Below are 19449 nucleotides of genomic sequence, written 5' to 3' on the forward strand. Positions count from 1 at the left end.
TGCCGCCTCCCTCAACAAAACCGTGGCAGATGATGTGCCCACTGCGCGCGCCACGACGGCCAGTCGTGCGGCACGTCGTGGCCCCACAGGTCGAGCTCGTGCCGGATCCCCTTGTCCGCGAGCAGGCCGGCCACCCGCCGCGTGGACTCGAGGGCTCCGGTGGTGTCCTCCCATTGCCCCTGGCCGCAGACCAGCAGCACCGACAGCCGCGAGCGCAGCCACTCGAGGTGGTCGCCGTGCAGGTGGCCGAGGTAGTCGGCGGGGCTGTTGAAGTAGGTCGCGTCGCCGCGCTCGCCCCAGCCGTGCCAGGCGGCCGGGTCGTAGTTGCCGGAGAAGCACATGGCGAGCGGAAACAGGTCGGCGCGCCTGCAGGCGAAGTTGAGCGCGTGGAAGGCGCCCATCGAGCAGCCGGCGACGGCGATGTCGCCCGTACCCCCGCCTTGGTCGTCGTGGATGAACGGCACGACCTGGTCGACGATCCACGACTCGAACGCGCCGTGCCGCCTGGCCCGTTCCTCCAGCGGCAGGTCACGGGCCGCCCACGAGGCCGCGTCGTACGAGTCGACGCAGAAGAGCTTGACCCGTCCCGCGTCGACGAGGTCGGCGACCGCGCCCACCATTCCGTTGGCGGCGAAGTCGCCGGCCTTGCCCTGCTCGGACGGGAACACCAGGACGGGGCGGCCGTAATGGCCGTAGCGGACCACCGATCCGGCCGTGCCGATGGCCGGTGAGAACAGCTCGACCCAGTGCTCCCGCACGCTAGCTCCCCTCCGTGCCTCCCCACGACCCCGGACCCCACGAGCCCAGGCTCCAGGACGTCTCGCCCCACGACCGGGCCAGCAACCGCGTCAGGTGCGGGTCGAACGCGTCCCGCCAGGCGGTGAAGTGGTGCCCGTCGGGCACCTCGACCAGCTCCGCCGGATAGCCCGTGCGGGCCAACGCGTCCGCCATCTCCCGGTTGTTGGCGAGGTTCTCCTCGACGGTGCCACAGGTGAGCAGAGTCGGCACGGGATGAGCGGCGAACGCCGACGCGACCACGGGGCCGGTGAACCGGGTGATCCGCTGGAAGTACCGGAAGCCGGACTCCTGCGGGTCGAGCCGGGGCCGGAAGAAGCTGCCCGACTGGAGGAAGAGGCCGCCGAACGCGGCGGGCGCGCGGCGCTGGGCGTGCAGCATCGCGAGCCCGCCGAGGCTCGCGCCCATCCCGGTGACCCTGCCCGTGAAGCCCAGCTCGGTTCTTATCCTTTCCAGGACCGGGCCCGTCAGCGCGGCCATGTAGGCGTTGTTGGCCGAGTACCAGTCGTCGCGGTCACCCGGAGCCAGCAGCACCAGGTGGAACGGCGGCAGCGAGCCCGAGCCGACCATCGCCGCCGCGTACTGGCCCAGGCTCGCCAGCTTGTCGAACTCGGGCCCGTCGTGTGCGATCAGCACGCGCTCGCCGGCGCCCGGCGGCGACCAGGTGCGCACGGCGATGTCGGCGTCGAGGGTGCGGGCGGGCACGGTCAGCTCGCGCCAGGTGCCGTGCGCGCCGGGCAGGTCGAGCCAGGCCGGCTCGACGTAGTCGGCGCGGTGCAGCACCGACTTGTCGCCGAACGCGCCGCCGACCCGGGCCGGGTTGCCCGGGTCGTTGACGTGCTCCTCGCGCCCGTCGAGGTGGCGGAGCCGCAGTTGGTACTCCAGCCGCCACGCCGGTGGTGCCGCCACGTCGAGGAACCAGGCGTGGTCGCGGTAGGCGAAATCCAACTGGTCCGCGGGCATGCCGGCATGCTGCGCCAGGCGTACGCCGGCGAGCTCATGCCGCGGATCGGCGTAGCTCAACGTCAGCCGGCCGTCGACCCATCCCATCCGGGCAGATTAACGGTGGTCATGGGCTGACGGCGAGAAACACGAAAGCCGCGAGGAGCGCCAGGTGTACGCCGCCCTGCAGGGTGGTCGCCCGCCCCGGCACCACGGTGAGGATGCCGACCACCACCGTCAACGCCAGCAACACGAGCTGGGTCGGCGGCAGCCCGAGGGTGAGCGTGCCGTCGAGCCAGATCGAGGCGATCGCGATCGCGGGAATGGTCAGGCCGATGCTGGCCATGGCCGACCCGTACGCCAGGTTGAGTCCGGTCTGCACGCGGTCGCGCAGCGCGGCCCGGACCGCGGCGAGCGTCTCCGGCGCCAGCACCAGCAGCGCGATGATCACGCCGACGACGGTGGGTGGGAAGCCGGCCGCGGCGACGCCCTGCTCGATGGTCGGCGAGACGGCCTTCGCGTCGCCGACGACCGCGACGAGGGCGACGACGAGCAGCGCGAGGCTGCCGAGGGCGGCCTTGGTGGAGGGCGGGTCGGCGTGCTCCTCGGCGTCGACGACGGTGCCGCTGGTGGTGATCGGCAGGAAGTAGTCGCGGTGGCGGACGGTCTGCACGGCGACGAACAGCCCGTAGAGGCCGAGCGAGGCGACGGCGGCGAAGGCGAGCTGGGCGGGGGAGAACTCGGGGCCGGGTTCGGAGGTGGTGAAGGTCGGGAAGACCAGACTGAGCGTGGCCAGGGTGGCGACGATGGCGAGCGCGCCGCCGGTGCCCTCGGGGTTGAACACGGCGACGCGCCTTCGCAGGGCCCCCAGTAGCAGGCAGAGGCCGACGATGCCGTTGCAGGTGATCATCACGGCGGAGAAGACGGTGTCGCGGGCGAGGGTCGCGGTCTTCTCGGGCGTACCGCTGATCATGAGGGTGACGATCAGCGCGACCTCGATGAAGGTGACCGCGACCGCGAGCACGAGGGAGCCGAACGGCTCACCGACCCGGGCGGCGACGACCTCGGCATGGTGTACGGCCGCGAGGACGGCGCCGGCGAGACAGATGCCGACGACCGCGACGCCCCAGCCGGGAAGCGTGCGATTCCAACTGACGAAGAGCGCGATCAGCGCGATGATCGGGACGCTGATTGTCCAGTTTGTGAGGTACGTGCGTCTGGTCACTGCTGCTGGCATGCGCTCAAAGGTGCCAGACGCTCGCGTTTTCTCAGCCTGGGCTGGGAGTCGGACTTGGCATTTGGCTGGGCCGGGTCAACATAGATCCGACGAACTGGAACGCTTCGGGAATGACGGATTTCCAGTAGTCCATGTCATGTCCGCCCTCGCTGTAGTGCCCTGCGACCGGTGGCATCGTCAGCGCCATCTGGAACGCGCGCACGTTTTCGAGCAGCCGGTCGTCGAGCCCGCACCAGAGCCCGAGCGGTTGGGCCCGGAGCCTCCCGACGGCCTCGAACACGTCGTCACCGGGCGCGACGGCGGGGGAGAGAACGGCGGCGGCCTTGACGAACCCCCGGAAGGTCTGCGCGAGCCGCAACGCGCCGGCGCCGCCCATGGACCAGCCCCAGACGGCGAGGCGGGAGATGTCGAAGCCGCGCGCGGCACACCAGTCGGGAACCTCTTCGTACGCCATCCGCTGCGGATCGTCGCCGGCATGCGGCTGCCAACCGAGCCGCGACCCATCGGCCCCGGCGAGGACGAACGGCGGCGCACCCTTCTCGACGGCCCGGGTGAGGGCCCGACCGAAACCGAGGCTGCCGTAGTGGCGGGGCCGCTTGGCCTCACCGTGCATCACGAGACAGACCGGAAGCCCTTTACCGTCGCCGTACCCGTCCGGCACGGCGGTGTAGAAGTCGATCTCTTTCCCGCGCGCTGCGGACATTTTCCGCTCGAGCCGCTCGTCCCCGGCCCGCGCCTCAGGCATAGGCGCGGCGGTCCCCGCCAAAGCGAACCCACCAACCGCGGAAACCGCGGCCCCGGCAACGGAAAGCACCGCAGCATTGATCAAGGTCCGGCGTCGCACACCTGATCAACGCCCACCCCCGCGGTCCGTTATGCGTGCGCGACCACGACAACTTCTGCCGGCTGGACCTTGGCTGGCCGCGGATATAGACCTATGCTGCTGCGTCGGGGCTTGCGTGGGCCGCGGTAGCTGCGGGTTGTCCCTCTAATCAACCCTTCACCTGACCCTCATCGGGAGCTTTGAGGGTTTAGTCGGCGTCTATGCGGACCATAGTCTGCCGTCCATGTTGGGCATCCCTCCTGCCGGGCGGCGTCGCTCGGCTGCTGCGCTGGTCGCTGCGGCGACCCTGTCCGCTTTCACCTTGACCAGTGCGCCCGCGAACGCCGCACCTGATGTGGCGGCGGCGGCGAGCGCGCCCACCCAGACATACATCGTGCAGACCACCGATGCGCCGGCCGCCACCTACAACGGTGGTGTGGCCGGGCTGGCGCCCACCCGCGTCGCCGCCGGTGCCAAGCTTGACAGCGCGAGCAAGAACGTCCGGGCCTACCGCCAGCATCTCGCCGCCAGCAAAGACCGCGTGCTCGCGCGGGCCGGCGTCAGCGAGAGCAAGGTGCAGCACGACTACACGCTCGTGTTCGCCGGGTTCTCCGCCGAGCTGACGGCGGTCGAGGCCGCCCGGCTCAAGCGGACCCCGGGCGTCGCCAACGTCTGGAAGAACGAGATCGTGCACGGCGAGACGTTCACGACCCCCGAGTTCGTCGGGCTCGACGGGCGCAACGGCGCCTGGCGCAAGGAGTTCGGCAGCCCCGAGCGGGCCGGTGAGGGCATCATCATCGGCGTCATCGACTCCGGCTTCTGGCCCGAGAACCCCAGCTTCGGGCCGCTGCCGACGCCGCGCAGAGACCAGAAGACGATCGACGCCAAGTGGCACGGCACCTGCGTCGCCGGCGTGGAGGGGCCTGTCACCTGCAACAACAAGGTGATCGGCGCCCGCTGGTACGCGTCCAACAACATCTCCCACGCGAACCCCGGCGAGTTCGACTCGCCGCGTGACTACTACGGGCACGGCTCGCACACCGCCAGCACCGCGGGCGGCAACCACAACGTGACCGCGACCATCAACGGCGCCGTCGCGGGTGTCATCTCCGGCATGGCGCCGGCCGCGCGCCTGTCGATCTACAAGGTGCTGTACGCCAACGCCGCCGGCACCCAGTCGGTCGGCAACAGCGTCGACATCGTCGCCGCGATCGACCAGGCCGTCGCCGACGGTGTGGACGTCATCAACTACTCGATCGGCGACAACAACGACAGCTTCGGCGCCGTCGAGTTGGCCTTCCTCAACGCCGCCAACGCCGGTGTGTTCGTCGCGACCTCGGCCGGCAACGCCGGGCCCGGCGCGTCCACCGTCGACAACGGCATGCCGTGGACGACCACCGTCGCGGCCGGCACGCACGACCGGTCCTCGACCAAGACGCTGACCCTCGGCAACGGGCAGGTCTTCAACGGCGTCGGCACCGGGCCGCAGGCGGTGACCGCACCGGTCGTCGACGCCCGCACCAGCGGCGCCGCCGGCAGCACCGAGCAGTTCGCCGCCCAGTGCGTGAGCACGCCGCCGCAGCTCGACCCGGCCAAGGTGGCCGGCAAGATCGTGCTCTGCGAGCGCGGCAACAACACCCGGGTCGACAAGAGTCTCGCGGTCAAGAACGCGGGTGGCGTCGGCATGATCCAGTTCAACCCGACGGCCAACACGCTCAACGCCGACTACCACGCGGTGCCGTCGATCCACGTGGACGCGGCGGCGGGCGCGGCGGTCAAGGCGTACATCGCCGCCGGCGGCACCCCGACCGCGACGATCTCCGCGGCCAGCAACGAGAAGGTCCGCGCGCCGATCGTGGCCACGTTCTCCAGCCGCGGCCCTGGCAACTCCAGCGGCGGCGACCTGCTCAAGCCCGACATCATGGCGCCGGGCGTCGACGTGGTCGCGGCCACCGGGCCCGACAGCCACAACGGCAACCTGTGGGACACCAACAGCGGCACCTCGATGGCCAGTCCGCACATCGCCGGCATCGGCGCGCTGCTGCTCGCCAAGCACCCGAACTGGTCGCCGATGATGGTCAAGTCGGCACTGATGACCACGGCCGGCGTCAACGACAACGAGGGCCAGCCGATCCAGGACGAGTCCGACGCCACCAACGCCAACCCGCTGGAGATGGGCGCGGGCCAGGTCGCGGCCAAGGACGCGTTCGACCCGGGCCTGGTCTACGACTCCGGCATCACGCAGTGGCTGCAGTACTCGTGCGGCATCGGCGTCCACCTCACCTCCGGCGGCGCGGACGTCTGCGACAGCGTCGGCATCGTCGACCCGAGCGACTTCAACAACCCGACGCTCGCGGTCGGTGACCTGGCCGGCAAGCAGACGCTGACCCGCACGGTGACCAACGTCAGCAAGCTGCCCGCGCTGTACCTGCCGACCGTGCAGGCACCGCCCGGCTTCAAGGTCGACGTCACCCCGAAGATCATCGCGCTGCTGCCGGGCAAGAAGCAGACGTTCAAGGTGACGATCACGCGTACCACCGGTGCCTTCGGTCAATGGTCGTTCGGCTCCCTGCGCTGGCGTGACCTTCTCGGCCACGACGTGCGCAGCGCCATCGCGGTCCGGCCGGTGCCGGTCGCGGTGCCGCTGGAAAGCGGCGGCACGGGCGCGAGCGGCCAGGTGGCGCTGCCGGTCACGGCCGGCTACTCGGGCACGCTCGCCGCGGCGGGCCACGGCCTGCAGGCGGCGACGGTCGACCAGTGGGACCTGACCCCGAACCCGGCGACCTCGTTCAACGCGAACGCGCCGGCCACCGCCAGCGACACCGTCGCGATCACGGTGGACGTCCCGGCGGGCACCAAGGTGGCCCGGTTCGCGACCTTCGACGCGGACTACGCGGCGGGCACCGACATCGACGTGTTCGTCTACCGGCAGAACGCCAACGGCAGCCTGACCCTGGTCGGGCAGAGCGCCAGCGGCACGTCGGAGGAGTCGGTGACGATCACGGCCGCCGGCACGTACCGGGTGTTCATCGACCTGTTCGCGGCTCCGGGCGCGACGACGGTCAAGCACAACCGCTGGGTCGTCGGGCCGGGCAACACCGGCAACCTGACGATCACGCCGCCGAGCCAGGAGGTGTCGGTCGGCAGCACGGCAACGGTCACGGCGGCGTGGAACGGGCTCACCGCGGGCCAGCGCTACCTCGGCGTCATCGAGTACACCGACGGCACCACCACCCTGGGAAGCACAAACCTCATGGTCGTGGCGTAACCCTCGGTTGTGGAAAGGGCGCCCGCCCCGCGGCGGGTGCCCTTTTCATTTGCCCGGGTCCGCCGGGGGCACGACCGTCGCTCCCGCCGGGGACCGCTCCGCTGCGCTCCGCTGCCAGGTCCGCGGTTGGTCACGCGCGGGGGATACGGTGGGCCGCATGGCGCTGGAGATCTCGTTCGCCCGTCAAGCCGACGCCGCCTTCGTCGCGGACGTGACAGCCTTGATCAACCGGGTCTACGCCGACGCGGAGAAGGGCCTGTGGCAGCCCGACACGCAACGCACCGACGAACCCGAGGTCGCGGCGGTCATCGCGGCCGGCGAACTGGCCGTGGCGCGGTCCGACGGAGACCTGGCGGGCACGGTCCGGGTGCAACGCCTGCCGACGGGCGAGGGGGAGTTCGGCATGCTCGTCGCCAGCCCGACCCACCGCGGCCTGGGCATCGGCCGCGACCTCGTCGCGTTCGCGGAGACTTGGGCGCGGCAGCAGGGCATGCCCACGATGCAGCTCGAGCTGCTGGTCCCTCGCGAGTGGACACACCCGGTCAAGGACTTCCTCCGCGAGTGGTACACCCGCATCGGCTACCACCCGATCCGCCGCGACCCGTTCGAGGACGCCTACCCCCACCTCCAACCGCGCCTGGCCACCCCCTGCGACTTCGTCGTCTACCACAAGCCGCTCTAGCCGCCACCCAAGGCGATCTCGGCAGCGAAGCGGGAGCGGCCGTGGTGATCACCGCGAAGCTGGCCACGCCCGCGACTTCGTCGTACGCCAAACCCGGTCTGGCCGTGACTAGGGGCCTTGCGGGTGCCTGGGGCGGGGCGGTGATGATCGCGCTGTGAAGGCTGGCCGTGCCATTGCCGCTGGTGGTCTGCCGCAAGCCGTTCTAACCGCAACCCGGTGCGGGCCTGGCAGCGGAGCGGTGGCTGGCGGGAGCGGCGGTCGTGACCGCCGCGGGCCCGAGTCCTGTTATTTGTGCAGTCGGCGCACCAGTGGCAGCGTCGCTTCGACGATGCGTTCGCGGTCGTAGCAGATGCCCGCATCGAAGCCGGCGGCTGTCTCCCGGGCGAACACCCCGCTCGCGTGGTGGCTGCCGATGAACAGTGCCGTCCGTTCGTGCACCAGCGGGTCGCCGGCGTCGAGTGGCACGCCGCGGACCCGGCCGCTCGGTACTGGCGGCACCTCGCGGCCCAGGACGTAGACCTCGACGCCGCGGGTCGTTATGTAGCCGTAGCGGAGTCGGGCCTCGTCGTCCAGGTTGGCTACGTCGGCCACGTTGATCACCAGGATCGCTGAGTCGTCGGTGTGCAGCGCCTGGTTCTCGATGTGGCCCGTCATCGCCGTCAACAGTGGTTCCGTCGTCGGGTTGACCGGGTCCGTGCGGGAGAGCATCTCGAACGGGGTCTCCTCCGGCACCTGCCGCGGGGTGACCCGGGCCAGCACGTGCTTCGACGGTGTCACCGTCGCCGGCAGGTCGCCCGGGCGGCCGAACAGGTAGCCCTGCGCCAGCGTCGCGCCGAGGGAGCGGGCCACCTCCAGGTGCTCCTCGTCCTCGATGCCCTCCGCGAGGATCTGGGCGCCGCTGCGGGCCGCCTCGTGCAGCACCGCGTTGACCACGTGGGACACCGCCCAGGCCGGTGAGTGGGCCTGCACCACGCTTCGGTCGATCTTGATGATGTCGGGGTTGACCAGTGGCATCGCGGCCAGGCTCGACGGTTCCACGCCGACGTCGTCCAGGGCCACCCGGGCCGACAGCTTTCGGGACGCGATGACGGCGTCCATCAGCGCCGGCGGGTCCTGGGTCACGGCACGCTCGGTGATCTCGATGACCACCTGCCGCTCGCTCATCACATCCGCCAACACGTCGAGCAGCTTCTGGCGGAACGGGCCGCCCATGGTGGCGGGGTCGAGATTGACGAACAACGCCAGGTCGGGGAACTCGGTGGCCATGAAGCGCTCGCCCGCCATGTCCGCGCAGAGCCAGTCAAGGTCGGCGAAGCGGCCCAGCCGCCCGGCCGCCTCGAACAGAGCGGCGGCGTTCTCGTAGGGACCCGCCGGGCCGCGGGCCAGGGCCTCGAAGCCCACCACGCCGCCGTCGGCGATCGACACGACCGGCTGGAAAACAGGATAGATCGCGCGATCGCGGATGATCGCCTCGAACTGGTCGTCAAGTGACGGTTGGGCACCCATGCGACCAGGCCTCCCTTACGCGTGTCGCTGAAGACCTCCCGCAATCGCGACGCTAACAAGCGTTGGAGCGGGCGACCACGCGAATGCTCAAGCCGGTGGCGACCCGCCGAGCGCCCGGGTCAGCTGTGCCCTGTTGCGCACCCCGTGGCGCCGGTAGAGGCGGGTCAGCTTCGCCTCGATCGCCTTGACCGAGAGGTGGGTCGCGCGGGCGATCTCGCGGTTGGTCGCGCCGGCCAGCACCAGGTCGACGATCCGCCGCTCGGTCTCGGAAAGGCCCTGGCCGTGCCCGCCGTCGAGCCTGGCCAGCTCGGCCTCGGCCGCGGCCAGCCAGGGTGCGGCGCCCACGGCGGCATAGCCCGCGACGGCCTCGACCAGCGCCGACCGGGACGCGCCGCGACGGTGGGCGCGCCGCTCGAGCGTCGCGAGCGTGTGCCAGGCCTTCGCGACCTCCATCGGGTACGGGTGCCCGTCCGCCTCCGCCAGCGCCTCCGCGAGGGCGACGGCCGCCTCCCGGGGCTCACCCGCGGCGGCCCGCAGCAGCGCGCCGGCCCGGGCGAGGCCGAGATGGATGACGGTCCGGTTGAGCGCCGTGGCCACCGAGCGGGTCTCCGCGAGCAGCTCCGCGGCCTCGTCGAGCTCGCCGACCGCGGTCAGCGCCTCGACGAAGTCGGCGTGCCAGAGGAAGATCGCCGGGTCGTTGCGGCTCAGCCGGCGTTCGAGGTCCTGTGCCTTGTGGAACTCGGCCACCGCCGGCTCCGGCGCGTCCTGGAAGAGCAGCACCTGCCCGTAGGCGGCGTGGGCCAGCCGCAGCCAGTCTTCGTCGCCGGCCGCCGAGCAGGCGTCGATGGCCTGCACCAGCAGGCTGGCCGCGACCGTGGGCGAGCCGGCCAGCGTCTCGCCGAGCGCGCCGACCACGAGCCCGTGCCCGGGTGTGGCCTCCATGTCGAGGATCAACCGCATGCCCTCCCGGCCGGCGCGCAGGGCGTCGCCGCCACGACCGGCGCGGGAGTAGATCGACGCGGAGGCGAGCAGCACGGTCGACAGGTCGCGCAGCGTGCCGGAGCGCAGCACCGCGTCGCGCTGTGCCTCGATCACCCGGACGGCCTCGGCCATGTCACCGGCGTACGCCCGGCCGCGCGCGTAGATGGCCGCCGCGTGCACGCTCTCGGTGCTCGGCGGCAGCTCGGCGGCCAGCGACGCGACGTCGCTGAGCAGCTTGGCGCTCTCGGGGTCGTTGGCACCGCGGATCAGCGACCGGCTGGCCAGCAGCGAGACGAGCTGCTCCGTGGCGCCGGCCTCGCGGGCCTCTTCCTCGCCCCGCTTCAGCTCCGCGTCGGCGAACTCGATCTCGGCGTCGTAGTAGGCCTTCAGGGCCCGGTAGTGCCGCACCCGGCAGAGCAGCGCCGGGTCCTCGCCCGCGTCGGCGAACGCGGCGTCGATGACCGGGCCGACCGCCGACTGGTCCTGGCCGGCGAGGTCGACGATCAGCAGCCGGGCGCCGACGCGTACCGCCGGCTCGTCGGCGGCGGCCAGGGCCGCGGAGGCCAGCCGGTGCGCGTCGGCGGTGAGGCCCGCGGCCTGGGCGTGCTCCGCGGCTTCGTAGCGGCGCGCGGCGGCGACACCGCGCAGCGCGGACGGTGTGCGTTCGGCGGCCCGTTCGGCGAGGTCCGCGGCGACGGCCGGGGCGCCGCGCATCCGGGCGGTGGTGGCCGCCTCGGCGAGCTGGGCGGCCAGGTCCTCGTCGGCGTGCGGCCGGGCCAGCGCCAGGTGCCGGGCGCGCTCGACCGAGTCGTCGGTGTGCGCGGCGATGTGCTCGTGCGCGGCTGACCGGGCGGCGGGCGTGGCGTCGGCGTAGACCAGCTCGCGCAGCAGCGGGTGGGCGAACCGGACCGTCTCGTCCGAGCCGACTGTGGCCAGGCCCGCCTCCATCGCGGCCTCCAGCCCGGCCTTGGCGTCGCCGTCGCGGCCGATCAGCGCGACGGTCGGCCGGGCGGCGGCCGCGGCCCGCAGCAGCACCGGGCCGCTGGGCGCGGGCAGGCTGGCCAGGCGGCGGGCGAGCAACGGCCGGAGGCGTTCGGGCACTGGCAGCGGCTGGTCGACGCCGATCGTGCCGCCGCGCGCGACCAGCGTGCGGCCCAGCTCGACGGCGAGCAGCGGGTTGCCCTGGCTGGCCTCGTGCACCCGGGCGATGGTCGACAGCGAGAGCACCGGGCCGAACCGCTCCCGGAGCAGGTCGGCGGTGTCATATTCGGTCAGCGGCGGGAGCAGCAGCTCGGTGACCGGGGTCGGGCACAGGTCGGTGTGCAGCGGGCCGGCCGTCTCGACCCGCTCGGCGCCGAGCACCCGGACCCGGGCGGCGCCCAGCCGGCGGGCGACGAACCGCAGCACGCCGGCGCTGTGCGGGTCGACCCACTGCAGGTCGTCGACGAGCAGGAGCACCGTGCGGTTGGCGGCGAGGCGGCGCAGCACCTCGAGCGTGGCGAGCCGGACGGCGAGCTGGTCCTGCGCGGTCACCGGGGCGGCACCGCGGAGCAGCGCGCCGTCGAAGGCGGCCCGCAGGTGCCGCGGCAGGCCCTCGCCGCTGATCCCGTCGAACAGGTCGACCAGGGTCAGATAGGGCAGGCCGGACTCGACCTCGGCGGCGTTCGCGCGCAGCACGAGGGGGTCGCCAGCGTGTGCCGGGTACGCCGCGAGCACGGTCGACTTGCCGATGCCGGCCGGACCGTAGACGACCACGCTCTCGCCGGCACTGAGCCGGACGTGTAGCTGGTCGAGCACGTCGGACCGGCCAACCGGCGCCGTGTCGCGGGTAACTGCCACGCAAGCGAGTCTGCCTTGCGTTCCGCGCCCTGTCGGTCGGCAGTCCGGCCTTTTTTGCGAAAGCGAAACGTTGCTTCTCTCGGCAACCTAACGGCGGTCCTGAATGGTTACGCAGTTGCCGGTTTCATACCCGCCCTCGCTGTCTTTGACCAGATGGTCGTCGGCGTCCGAGATCCGGGCACAGACCTTCGGATTGTCGCCGATGATGTCGCGGTAGTTGCCGCCGTTGACCGAGCGCACCGACGGCTGCTTGTCCTCGAGATAGAAGCGGCCGGGCTGGTCCGACTGGAAACCCATCTGGGCCGCCGGCGGGTTGCGGCCGTCGCCGCCGTAGATGTGCAGGTGGAATCCGCCGGAGTTCCGCGGGGTCGCACCGTTCCATTCGGCGACGTACTCGACCACGAACTTCTCGTTGTCGACGAACGCCTGTGTGATGCAGACGTAGCGGGCGTTGGCCTTGATCGCGTCGGTGCACTGCTCCGCGGGTGGCAGGACCTGCGCGGTCGGGCCGGCCGAGTTGGTCGCCGGCGGGGTCGGGTCGCCGCCGCCGGCGACGAAGCCGAGGTTGTCGCGGTTGACCCAGATCGCCGCACCGGCGAGCGCGAGCACGACGACGACCGCGGCCGCGATCAGGGGAGCCCGGCTGCCGCGGCGGCGCTCCGGCGCGGGGGCGGGCGGTGGTGGTGCCGGCGGGGCGGGCTGGGCGTAGTTGTACTGGACCTGGTGCGCGCGGCCGCCCTGCTCGGGCCGCGGCCCGGCCGCCGCGGTCGGTCCGGCGACGCCCCGGCTGAACGGCTGCTGCGGGCGCACGGGCGGGCCCGAGGTCGGCGGGCCAGACGTGGGGCGGGCCGGCGCCGGGCTCATCGGGCGGGCAGGACTGACCGGACGGGCGGGGCTGACCGGGCGGGCAGGGCTGACCGGGGCGCTGGGCATCGGTGGCGCGCTCACCGGCGCGGAGCCGGTGGCCCGGGTCGGCGGGTGGTGGATGACCACGGTGGCGGAGCCGCGGGCCGCGGCCGGGTCCGGCGCCTGCGCGTTGCCGCCCACCCGCGCGCTGGCCAACCGGGCCGCGCCCAACGCCACCGCGTGCTTCGGGTGCGCGTCGACCGCCACCGGCCGGTTGAGCTCCGCCGCCACGAGCTGGGCCACGAGCGGCATCCGCGACGAGCCGCCGACCAGCAGCACCGAGTGCAGCTGCTCGGGCTCGACGCCGGCCGAGCGGACCGCGCGGCGCAGCGCCTCGATCGAGCCGTAGAGCGCCGGCCGGACCATCGCCTCCAGCTCGCCCCGGGTCAGCCGCACCTCGGTGGAGAGGTTGGGCAGCAGCACCGGGATGGAGGCGTCCGTGTCCGCCGAGAGTGCCTCCTTGGCCGCGACGCACTCCTCGCGCAGCCGGGCCACCGCCGAGATCGCGGTCGGGTCGTCCTCGTCGAGGTCGCCCAGTTTGCCGCCGAGCGCCTGCGCGACGTGGTTGAACACCGCCGCGTCGAAGTCGATGCCGCCGAGCCGCTCGATGCCCTCCGGCTGGCCGAGGATCTCGAAGCCCTGCGCGGTCTTGCGGAGCACCGCCGCGTCGAACGTGCCGCCGCCGAGGTCGTAGACCGCGACCACGGCGCCGGTCTCGATCCGCTGCTGGCTCGCGTAGAAGACGGCGGCGGCCTCGGGCTCGGTGATGAACGCGACCGGCTCCTCGATGCCGGCCAGCCGCACGGCCTGGCGGAGCAGGTCGGTCTTGTAGGGGCCCCAGTTGGCCGGGTGCGAGACGGTGACCGCGCTCGGCGGGCCGCCCTCCCGGCTGGCCACCTCGTCGAGGGTCCAGCGCAGCAGCCGGCCCATCAGGGCCTCGGCCGAGTACGGGACGCCGCCGAGCAGGATCGGTGTCGTGTCGCCGAACCGCCGCTTGAACTCCCGCGCCACCCGGTGCGGCTCGGTCAACCCGCGCCGGTTGGCCGGCTCGCCGGTCAGGAACGTCTCGTCCTCCCGGAGCAGCACGACCGACGGCACGGCGGCCGAGCGGCTGCCCAGCGAGGCGATCTCCGCATGACCCGCGCGCCAGGTCGCGGCGGCCGTGAAGGTGGTGCCGAGGTCAACGCCGAGTGCGTACATCGCGGTCGCTCCGGATCATCGTGGGCAGTTGCTGGATCGAGTGTTCTTGATGGCACAGCGGGGGGCTCGGCGCTGTCGGGAGTCCGACCGCTCCACCTTGGTTCCTTGGTTTTGACCTGCGCCGACCGGAGGTCCAGGCGCCTTGGACAGGACTGGGGGACGAGCACGGGGAAGTCCCCGACGGAGGGTGCCCTGGCGGCGCCCTAGGGTTGGTCCATGGACGCGCGACCGCTCAAGGACGTACTCACCGACCTGGTGGGTGACCCGTCCGCGGCCGCCGGCGCACTGGCCGGCGCCGGCCACGACCTGCCGCCCGAGCTCGTGGCGGAGGCCGTGGTCAGTTTCGCCGGCACCGCGCCCGCGGAGGTCGCCGAGCACCTCGCCCCGTTCGTCACCGCGCACAGCGGCGTCCCCGTCGAGTCCGAGCTGGACGACCCGGCCGACTGGCCGGAGCTGCTGGCGACCGCGCCGGCCGAGCCCGACGCGGAGCTCGACGACGCTCTGCCGCTCGACGAGAGCGACACCGCCGACGCCGGTCTGGCCGAGCTGGACTTCGGCGCGGGCGACGACGGCACCACCGGGCCGGACCCGGACCTCGACCTCGATACGGACCCCGGCGGCGACCTGGACGACGAGCCGGTCGCCGTCGGCGGGGGTCCGGACTACCCGGACGAGCCGGCCACGGCCACGTTCGACGCGGAGTTCCCCGAAGAGGCCGAGGACGACGACGACCTGGACGACGATCTCGACGGCTGAGCGGTGGCGCATCGTCAGCGCGCCCGGCCGTTGAGGTCGGCCAGCAGTCCCTCGCAGGAGCGCACCGCCACCCGCGCCGCGACCGCCATCTCGTGCACGGTCAGCGGGTTCTCGGCCCGCCGCTGCCAGCGCACCAGCGCCTCGGACGCGGCGGAGCGGAGCTGGCCCGCACCGGCATCCGGCGGCAGGTCGAGGCGGATGTGCGGCGCGGTGCCCGTACCCCCGATGACTCGTTCGAGCTCCTCGACCACCGCCGGTTTGCCGCCCAGCCAGCCGGCGCGCAGCGTGGCCAGCACCCGCAGCTCGTTGAACGGGTGCGCGGACGCGACGATCTCCTCGACCTCGGCCGCCACCGCGGGACTGCCGGAGCGGGGCCGGGTGCGGGTCAGCGTGTCCAGGGCGAGCAGGGCCGAGCGGGCCTTGAGCACGTCGCGGCGCTCGAAGAACAGCGAGCCGAGCACCTCCTGCAGCTCGGTCAGGCCGCTGCGGTCGGTCAGCTCGCGGGCGAGCCCGGTCGCGGTGGTCTGGCCGTCCTGGCGGAGCAGCGTGCTGGCCAGCCGGATCCCGTAGAGGCCGAAGCGGGCCAGCAAGGCCTCCCGCTCGATCGAGGTCAGACCCAGCTCGGGCAGGGTGTTGACGAACCGGTCCGCGGTCAGCAGCAGCTCCTCGGCCGGCTTGACCTCGAGCCCGGCGACCGCGCGCAGATGCCGCACCTCGGTCTCGGTCAGCGTCGCCGCGGTCTCGGCGAGCAGACCAGCCACGGGTACGACGGTCTGCACCACCCGCCGCACGTTGCCGTCGCCGGCCAGCCGGGCGGCGATCCGCCGGGCCGAGGCCATCGCGTCGAGCCGGCCGACGCCGATCTCGTCGGCGCGGGACAGCACGCCGATCGCGTTGACCGGGTTGGGCCGGGACACCTCGGTGTCGTGGAAGGCGTGCAGGAACTCGAGGTCGTTGGCGTGCAGGTGGCGCATCAGGTAGAGCACCGCGTCGGCCGGCGTCTCCTCGTCGTCGGGCGCGATCAGCTCCCAGGCGCGCCGGGAGACGCGTTCCGAGAGCGAGCCGATGCCGGGGGTGTCGATCAGCGTGGCCCGGCGCAGCGCCTGCGAGGGCCAGGTGATGTCGAGCGAGTGCACGTCCTCGGGGCGGATGCCGCCGAGGTCGACCTCGACCGCGCCCTCGTCGCGGGTGAACCGGAGCTGGCGCGGTGCGCCGCCGGCACGCGGGTGGAGGGTGACCCGGTAGGTGTGCCCGTCGCGGTACCAGGTGACGATCCGGGTGCACTCGCCCGCGTCCGTCGGCGCGAGGCGGTCCGCGACCAGCGCGTTGAGCAATGTGGACTTGCCGGACTTGACCCGGCCGGCGATCGCGACCCGCAGCGGCTCGTCCAGCCGGGCCCGCACCTCTGCGATCCGCTCGTCGAACCCGCTGCCCCGGTAGACGCCCGCGGCCCGGGTCAACGCCGCGCGGGTGCGCTCCACGAGGGTCATGCCTGTGCCAGCTTGGTCGCGCGGTCGCGGAGCTGGCCCAGGCGGGTCAGCTCGGCGTCCAGGTCCTTGAGGCGCTTCTGGCGGTCCGCCTGTGAGCGCTTGGCGGTGTCGGTGGCCGCGGCCAGGGCGGTCGCGGTGGACCGGTTGAGCTCCTCGGCCAGCCGGGTGTAGTGGTCGCGGAGCTGCCGCTGCACCCGGCGCACGGTGTCGCGACTGTCCTTGCCGGACACGAAGCTGATCTCGTCGCAGTAGCGGCGCATGGCGTTCTTGCCCTGGGCCCGGCGCTTCTCCAGCTGCCGTTTCTTCTCGTCCTTGAGGCCGCGATGGCCCATCACCACGCCGATCCCGATGCCGATCGGGCCGAGCGCGACGCCCATCAGGCTGCCGAGCATGGTGAACATCAGGGCGCCGCCGTACGCGCTCTTCAGCGCGACCATCACCTGCTTGCCGGCGGTCATCTTGGCGAGCTCGATGCGGTGCTCGACCGCGCGCTCCTCGACCAGTGGCGTCGGGTTGTAGACCTTGAGCATGCCGACCGCCTTGCCGGACGCCTCGTGGAAGTGGCCGGCCACCTGCTCGCTCAGCTCGGCGGCCCGGCGGCGCAGGAAGGTGTAGTTGCCGAGCAGGTCGTACGAGATCCGCGCCCGCAGCCACTCCTCCATCTCGGGCCACATGTCGGCCGGGTCGACCTCGTCGATCGCGTCGTCGGCCTCGGTGGTGATCTTGCGGATCCGGTCGCGCAGGTCGAAGTCGACGTCGGCGGTCAGGTCGGCGGTGCCGTCGTTGAGCGTCACGCTCCACCGGGCGGCCGCGGTCTTGAGCTCCTCGACCTGGCGCTTGGCGGTGTTGAGGTCGTCGACGATGCGCTGCGCGTTGGCCGGGTTCGCCAGCGCGTCCCGCTCGGCGGAGAACTGGCCGGTGAGCTGGTCACAGACCGCGAGCACCTCGGCGCCCGCGTCGGCGGACCGGCGGGCCGCGGCGCCGCCGCCGACCCGCTCCTGCACGAACTTGACGAGGTCCGGGAAGCCGGACTCGACGTTGAGCTTCTGGTCGTTGGCGCGTACGGCCCGGGCGCGCAACGGCGAGGAGACCGGCATCAGCGGCAGGTCGCCGACCATCCGGAGGTGGCCCGCGTTCAGGTCGCGGATCCGCCGCCAGGCCGGGTAGAAGTCAATCTTGGTGAGCGCGCAGACCACGGTCGGGCACAGCTCGTGGGCCTGGCGCAGGAACTCGACCTCGCTGCGGGTCAGTTCCTGCGCAGCGTCGGTGACGAACACGACGGCGTCGGCGACCGAGATCGCGGCGAGCCCGGCCGCGGCGTGCGCGGAACCCAGGCCGCCGACACCCGGTGTGTCGACCATGACCAGCCCACCAGCGAGAATCTTGCGCGGAACGGTCACGTCGACCCGGGCCGGGCGGGCGCCCAGGGCCGAGCCTTCGACGACGTGCCCACGCAGGTCGGCGAACTCGACCTGCTCGCGGCGCGGTGGGTTGCCGTCGTAGACCAGCGTCGCGGTCTTCTCCTCGCCGTGCCGGACGAACGTCGGGACCGCCGTCGCCACGTCGTCGTCGACGGGGCAGACGGCGGTGCCGAGCAACGCGTTGATCAGTGAGCTCTTGCCCTGCTTGAACTCGCCGGCCACGACGATGTGCACCGCCGGGTCGGCGAGCCCGGTGCGGATCCGGCCGAGCCGTGCCGCGAGATCCTCCCGCCCGTACGCGGTGCACGCCTTGATGCCCAGGTCGACCAGCGAGGTGGCCGGCGTGGTGGCTGGCTCGGACATCGTCCCCTCCTGCGTACGGCGCAGCGGGCCGGCCGGGCCGGATGGCCCGACCGCCCGCTGACGGCGTGTGGTTGGTTGAGTTGTGTGTCAGGGTCAGGCGGGGGCGTCCTCGGCCTCGACCTCGCGCACGACCATCTCGTCGGCCTCTTCGAGGACCTTGGGCTGCGGCAGGCCCAGGTCGACGTCGATCTCCTGCTCGGTCTCCTGGTCGCCGGGGCCCTGCTCGGTGTTGACGATGGAGTCCTCGGCGTTGACCGTGTTGGTCTCGACGATGGTGGTGTCGTTGTCCTCGTTGGTGGTGTCGCCGTCGCCGAGGCCGATCGCGGAGTCGTCGTTGTCGGCGATGTTGGTGCCGGAGCCCACGTTCGAGTTGTCGAGGGTCGAGTCGTTGACGTTGTTGACGTCGCCGTCGCCGAAGTTGATGACGCCGTCGTTGTCGCCGTCGACGTCCACGTCGTTGGCCTGCTGCTCGTTGTTGTCGCCCACGATCGAGCGGTCGACGTCGCCGTCGGCCACGATGCCGGTGTTGACACCGGTCACCACGGGCGCCTCGAGGTCGCCGTCGACCGACACGGCGCCGTCGCTGTTGAACAGGTTGTCGCCCTCGATGTCGCCGTCGACGACCTGCGAGTTGGCCCCGGTCGCGGCGTTGACGTCGTCGGCCTCGCCGACCGCCACGGCGCCGTCGCCGGACGCGTTCGCGTTGTTGGTGTCGACGTCGATGTCACCGTCGAAGTCGTCGCCGACCTCGATGTTGGTGCTCTGGTCGACGATCTCGTTGATCACGTCGTTGTCGTTGGTCACCTGGGTGACGTAGGTCAGGTGCTGGACGACCTGCTCCATCGACTGCGGGCCCGAGGTCACGGGGTGCGCGGGCGGGTGGTAACCGCCGCCACCGCCACCGCCGCCGCTCGTGTAGCTCTGCAGCGCCCGGCTCGCGTCGGCCGGGAAGCCCGGCTGGCCGCAGGCGATCTGCGTGATGGCCGGCATGTCCAGACCGGACAGGTCGTGCTCGCTGATGCCATGGGAGACCAGTTGGCCCTCCGGGTTCTTCACGAACTCCAGTGCCTTGGCCGGGTCTGTCAGCTCCTGGATGAAGTTGACCAGGAGGTTGGTGACGTCGACGTTCTGCATTGCCTTTCCCCCTTCTGAGGATCGCTCTCCCGGCCTGTCTGGCGGGGTGTGTTCATAGCCTCGCCGCCGGCCCACCCCCCGGACATCGGGAAGACCCCCCTGCCTG

General features: G+C 72.2%; 13 protein-coding genes. 3 read left to right on the forward strand and 10 right to left on the reverse strand.

Annotated features, from left to right (window positions below; translation table 11 throughout):
• Nucleotides 1–11: 11 nt before the first annotated feature.
• From Air01nite_RS07460 to Air01nite_RS07475, 4 genes are read right to left on the reverse strand one after another with little or no spacing between them, the layout of a single operon-like run.
• Nucleotides 12–758, reverse strand: a complete 747-nt coding sequence (locus Air01nite_RS07460; RefSeq protein ID WP_203701212.1) for an esterase family protein — start codon at nucleotides 756–758, stop codon at nucleotides 12–14.
• A 1-nt stretch (nucleotide 759) separates the two neighbouring features.
• The gene (locus Air01nite_RS07465) at nucleotides 760–1845 is read right to left on the reverse strand and encodes an alpha/beta hydrolase (protein ID WP_239090556.1); all 1086 of its coding nucleotides are present in this window, start codon (nucleotides 1843–1845) and stop codon (nucleotides 760–762) included.
• A gap of 19 nt (nucleotides 1846–1864) precedes the next feature.
• The gene (locus tag Air01nite_RS07470; RefSeq protein WP_203701213.1) at nucleotides 1865–2974 is read right to left on the reverse strand and encodes a calcium:cation antiporter; all 1110 of its coding nucleotides are present in this window, start codon (nucleotides 2972–2974) and stop codon (nucleotides 1865–1867) included.
• A gap of 31 nt (nucleotides 2975–3005) precedes the next feature.
• Nucleotides 3006–3803 carry an alpha/beta hydrolase gene (locus Air01nite_RS07475; RefSeq protein ID WP_239090557.1) on the reverse strand — a complete coding sequence of 266 codons (798 nt, stop codon included), beginning with the start codon at nucleotides 3801–3803 and terminating at the stop codon, nucleotides 3006–3008.
• A gap of 316 nt (nucleotides 3804–4119) precedes the next feature.
• On the opposite strand from Air01nite_RS07475, the gene Air01nite_RS07480 reads away from it, so the two are divergent.
• Together Air01nite_RS07480 and Air01nite_RS07485 are read left to right on the forward strand one after the other, a co-directional pair.
• Complete coding sequence (locus tag Air01nite_RS07480) at nucleotides 4120–7065, forward strand: S8 family peptidase (protein ID WP_239090558.1); 2946 nt, start codon at nucleotides 4120–4122, stop codon at nucleotides 7063–7065.
• Between the two features lie 157 nt (nucleotides 7066–7222).
• Entirely contained in the window at nucleotides 7223–7747 is a 525-nt protein-coding gene (locus tag Air01nite_RS07485; protein WP_203701216.1) for a GNAT family N-acetyltransferase, read from the forward strand.
• Nucleotides 7748–8032: 285 nt separating this feature from the next.
• Here the strand turns inward: Air01nite_RS07485 and Air01nite_RS07490 are convergent, their stop codons facing one another.
• From Air01nite_RS07490 to Air01nite_RS07500, 3 genes are all read right to left on the reverse strand, one after another.
• Entirely contained in the window at nucleotides 8033–9253 is a 1221-nt protein-coding gene (locus Air01nite_RS07490; protein ID WP_203701217.1) for a sensor domain-containing phosphodiesterase, read from the reverse strand.
• An 87-nt stretch (nucleotides 9254–9340) separates the two neighbouring features.
• On the reverse strand, nucleotides 9341–12073 hold the full coding sequence (locus tag Air01nite_RS07495; RefSeq protein WP_203701218.1) for an AAA family ATPase: 2733 nt from the start codon (nucleotides 12071–12073) through the stop codon (nucleotides 9341–9343).
• A gap of 87 nt (nucleotides 12074–12160) precedes the next feature.
• Nucleotides 12161–14179: an Hsp70 family protein gene (locus Air01nite_RS07500; RefSeq protein WP_203701219.1), complete on the reverse strand. Its 2019-nt coding sequence runs from the start codon at nucleotides 14177–14179 to the stop codon at nucleotides 12161–12163.
• Nucleotides 14180–14395: 216 nt separating this feature from the next.
• Between Air01nite_RS07500 and Air01nite_RS07505 the strand changes: the two genes are divergently transcribed.
• Nucleotides 14396–14935, forward strand: coding sequence for a hypothetical protein (locus Air01nite_RS07505; protein ID WP_203701220.1), 540 nt, complete (start codon nucleotides 14396–14398; stop codon nucleotides 14933–14935).
• Between the two features lie 14 nt (nucleotides 14936–14949).
• Here Air01nite_RS07505 and Air01nite_RS07510 read toward each other — a convergent pair whose 3' ends face one another.
• The 3 genes from Air01nite_RS07510 to Air01nite_RS07520 form a co-directional block, all read right to left on the reverse strand.
• Nucleotides 14950–16425 carry a dynamin family protein gene (locus tag Air01nite_RS07510; RefSeq protein WP_203701221.1) on the reverse strand — a complete coding sequence of 492 codons (1476 nt, stop codon included), beginning with the start codon at nucleotides 16423–16425 and terminating at the stop codon, nucleotides 14950–14952.
• Nucleotides 16422–18209 (reverse strand): dynamin family protein, encoded by a 1788-nt coding sequence (locus Air01nite_RS07515; RefSeq protein ID WP_203701222.1) that lies wholly within the window; start codon nucleotides 18207–18209, stop codon nucleotides 16422–16424. Before Air01nite_RS07515 ends, Air01nite_RS07510 begins: the two co-directional genes overlap by 4 nt.
• 93 nt (nucleotides 18210–18302) lie before the next feature.
• A complete protein-coding gene (locus tag Air01nite_RS07520) occupies nucleotides 18303–19343 on the reverse strand; it encodes a hypothetical protein (RefSeq protein WP_203701223.1) in 1041 nt (346 codons plus the stop codon).
• Nucleotides 19344–19449 lie beyond the last annotated feature (106 nt).

Origin of the sequence: Asanoa iriomotensis (genome assembly GCF_016862515.1) — a bacterium.
GTDB lineage: Bacteria > Actinomycetota > Actinomycetes > Mycobacteriales > Micromonosporaceae > Asanoa > Asanoa iriomotensis.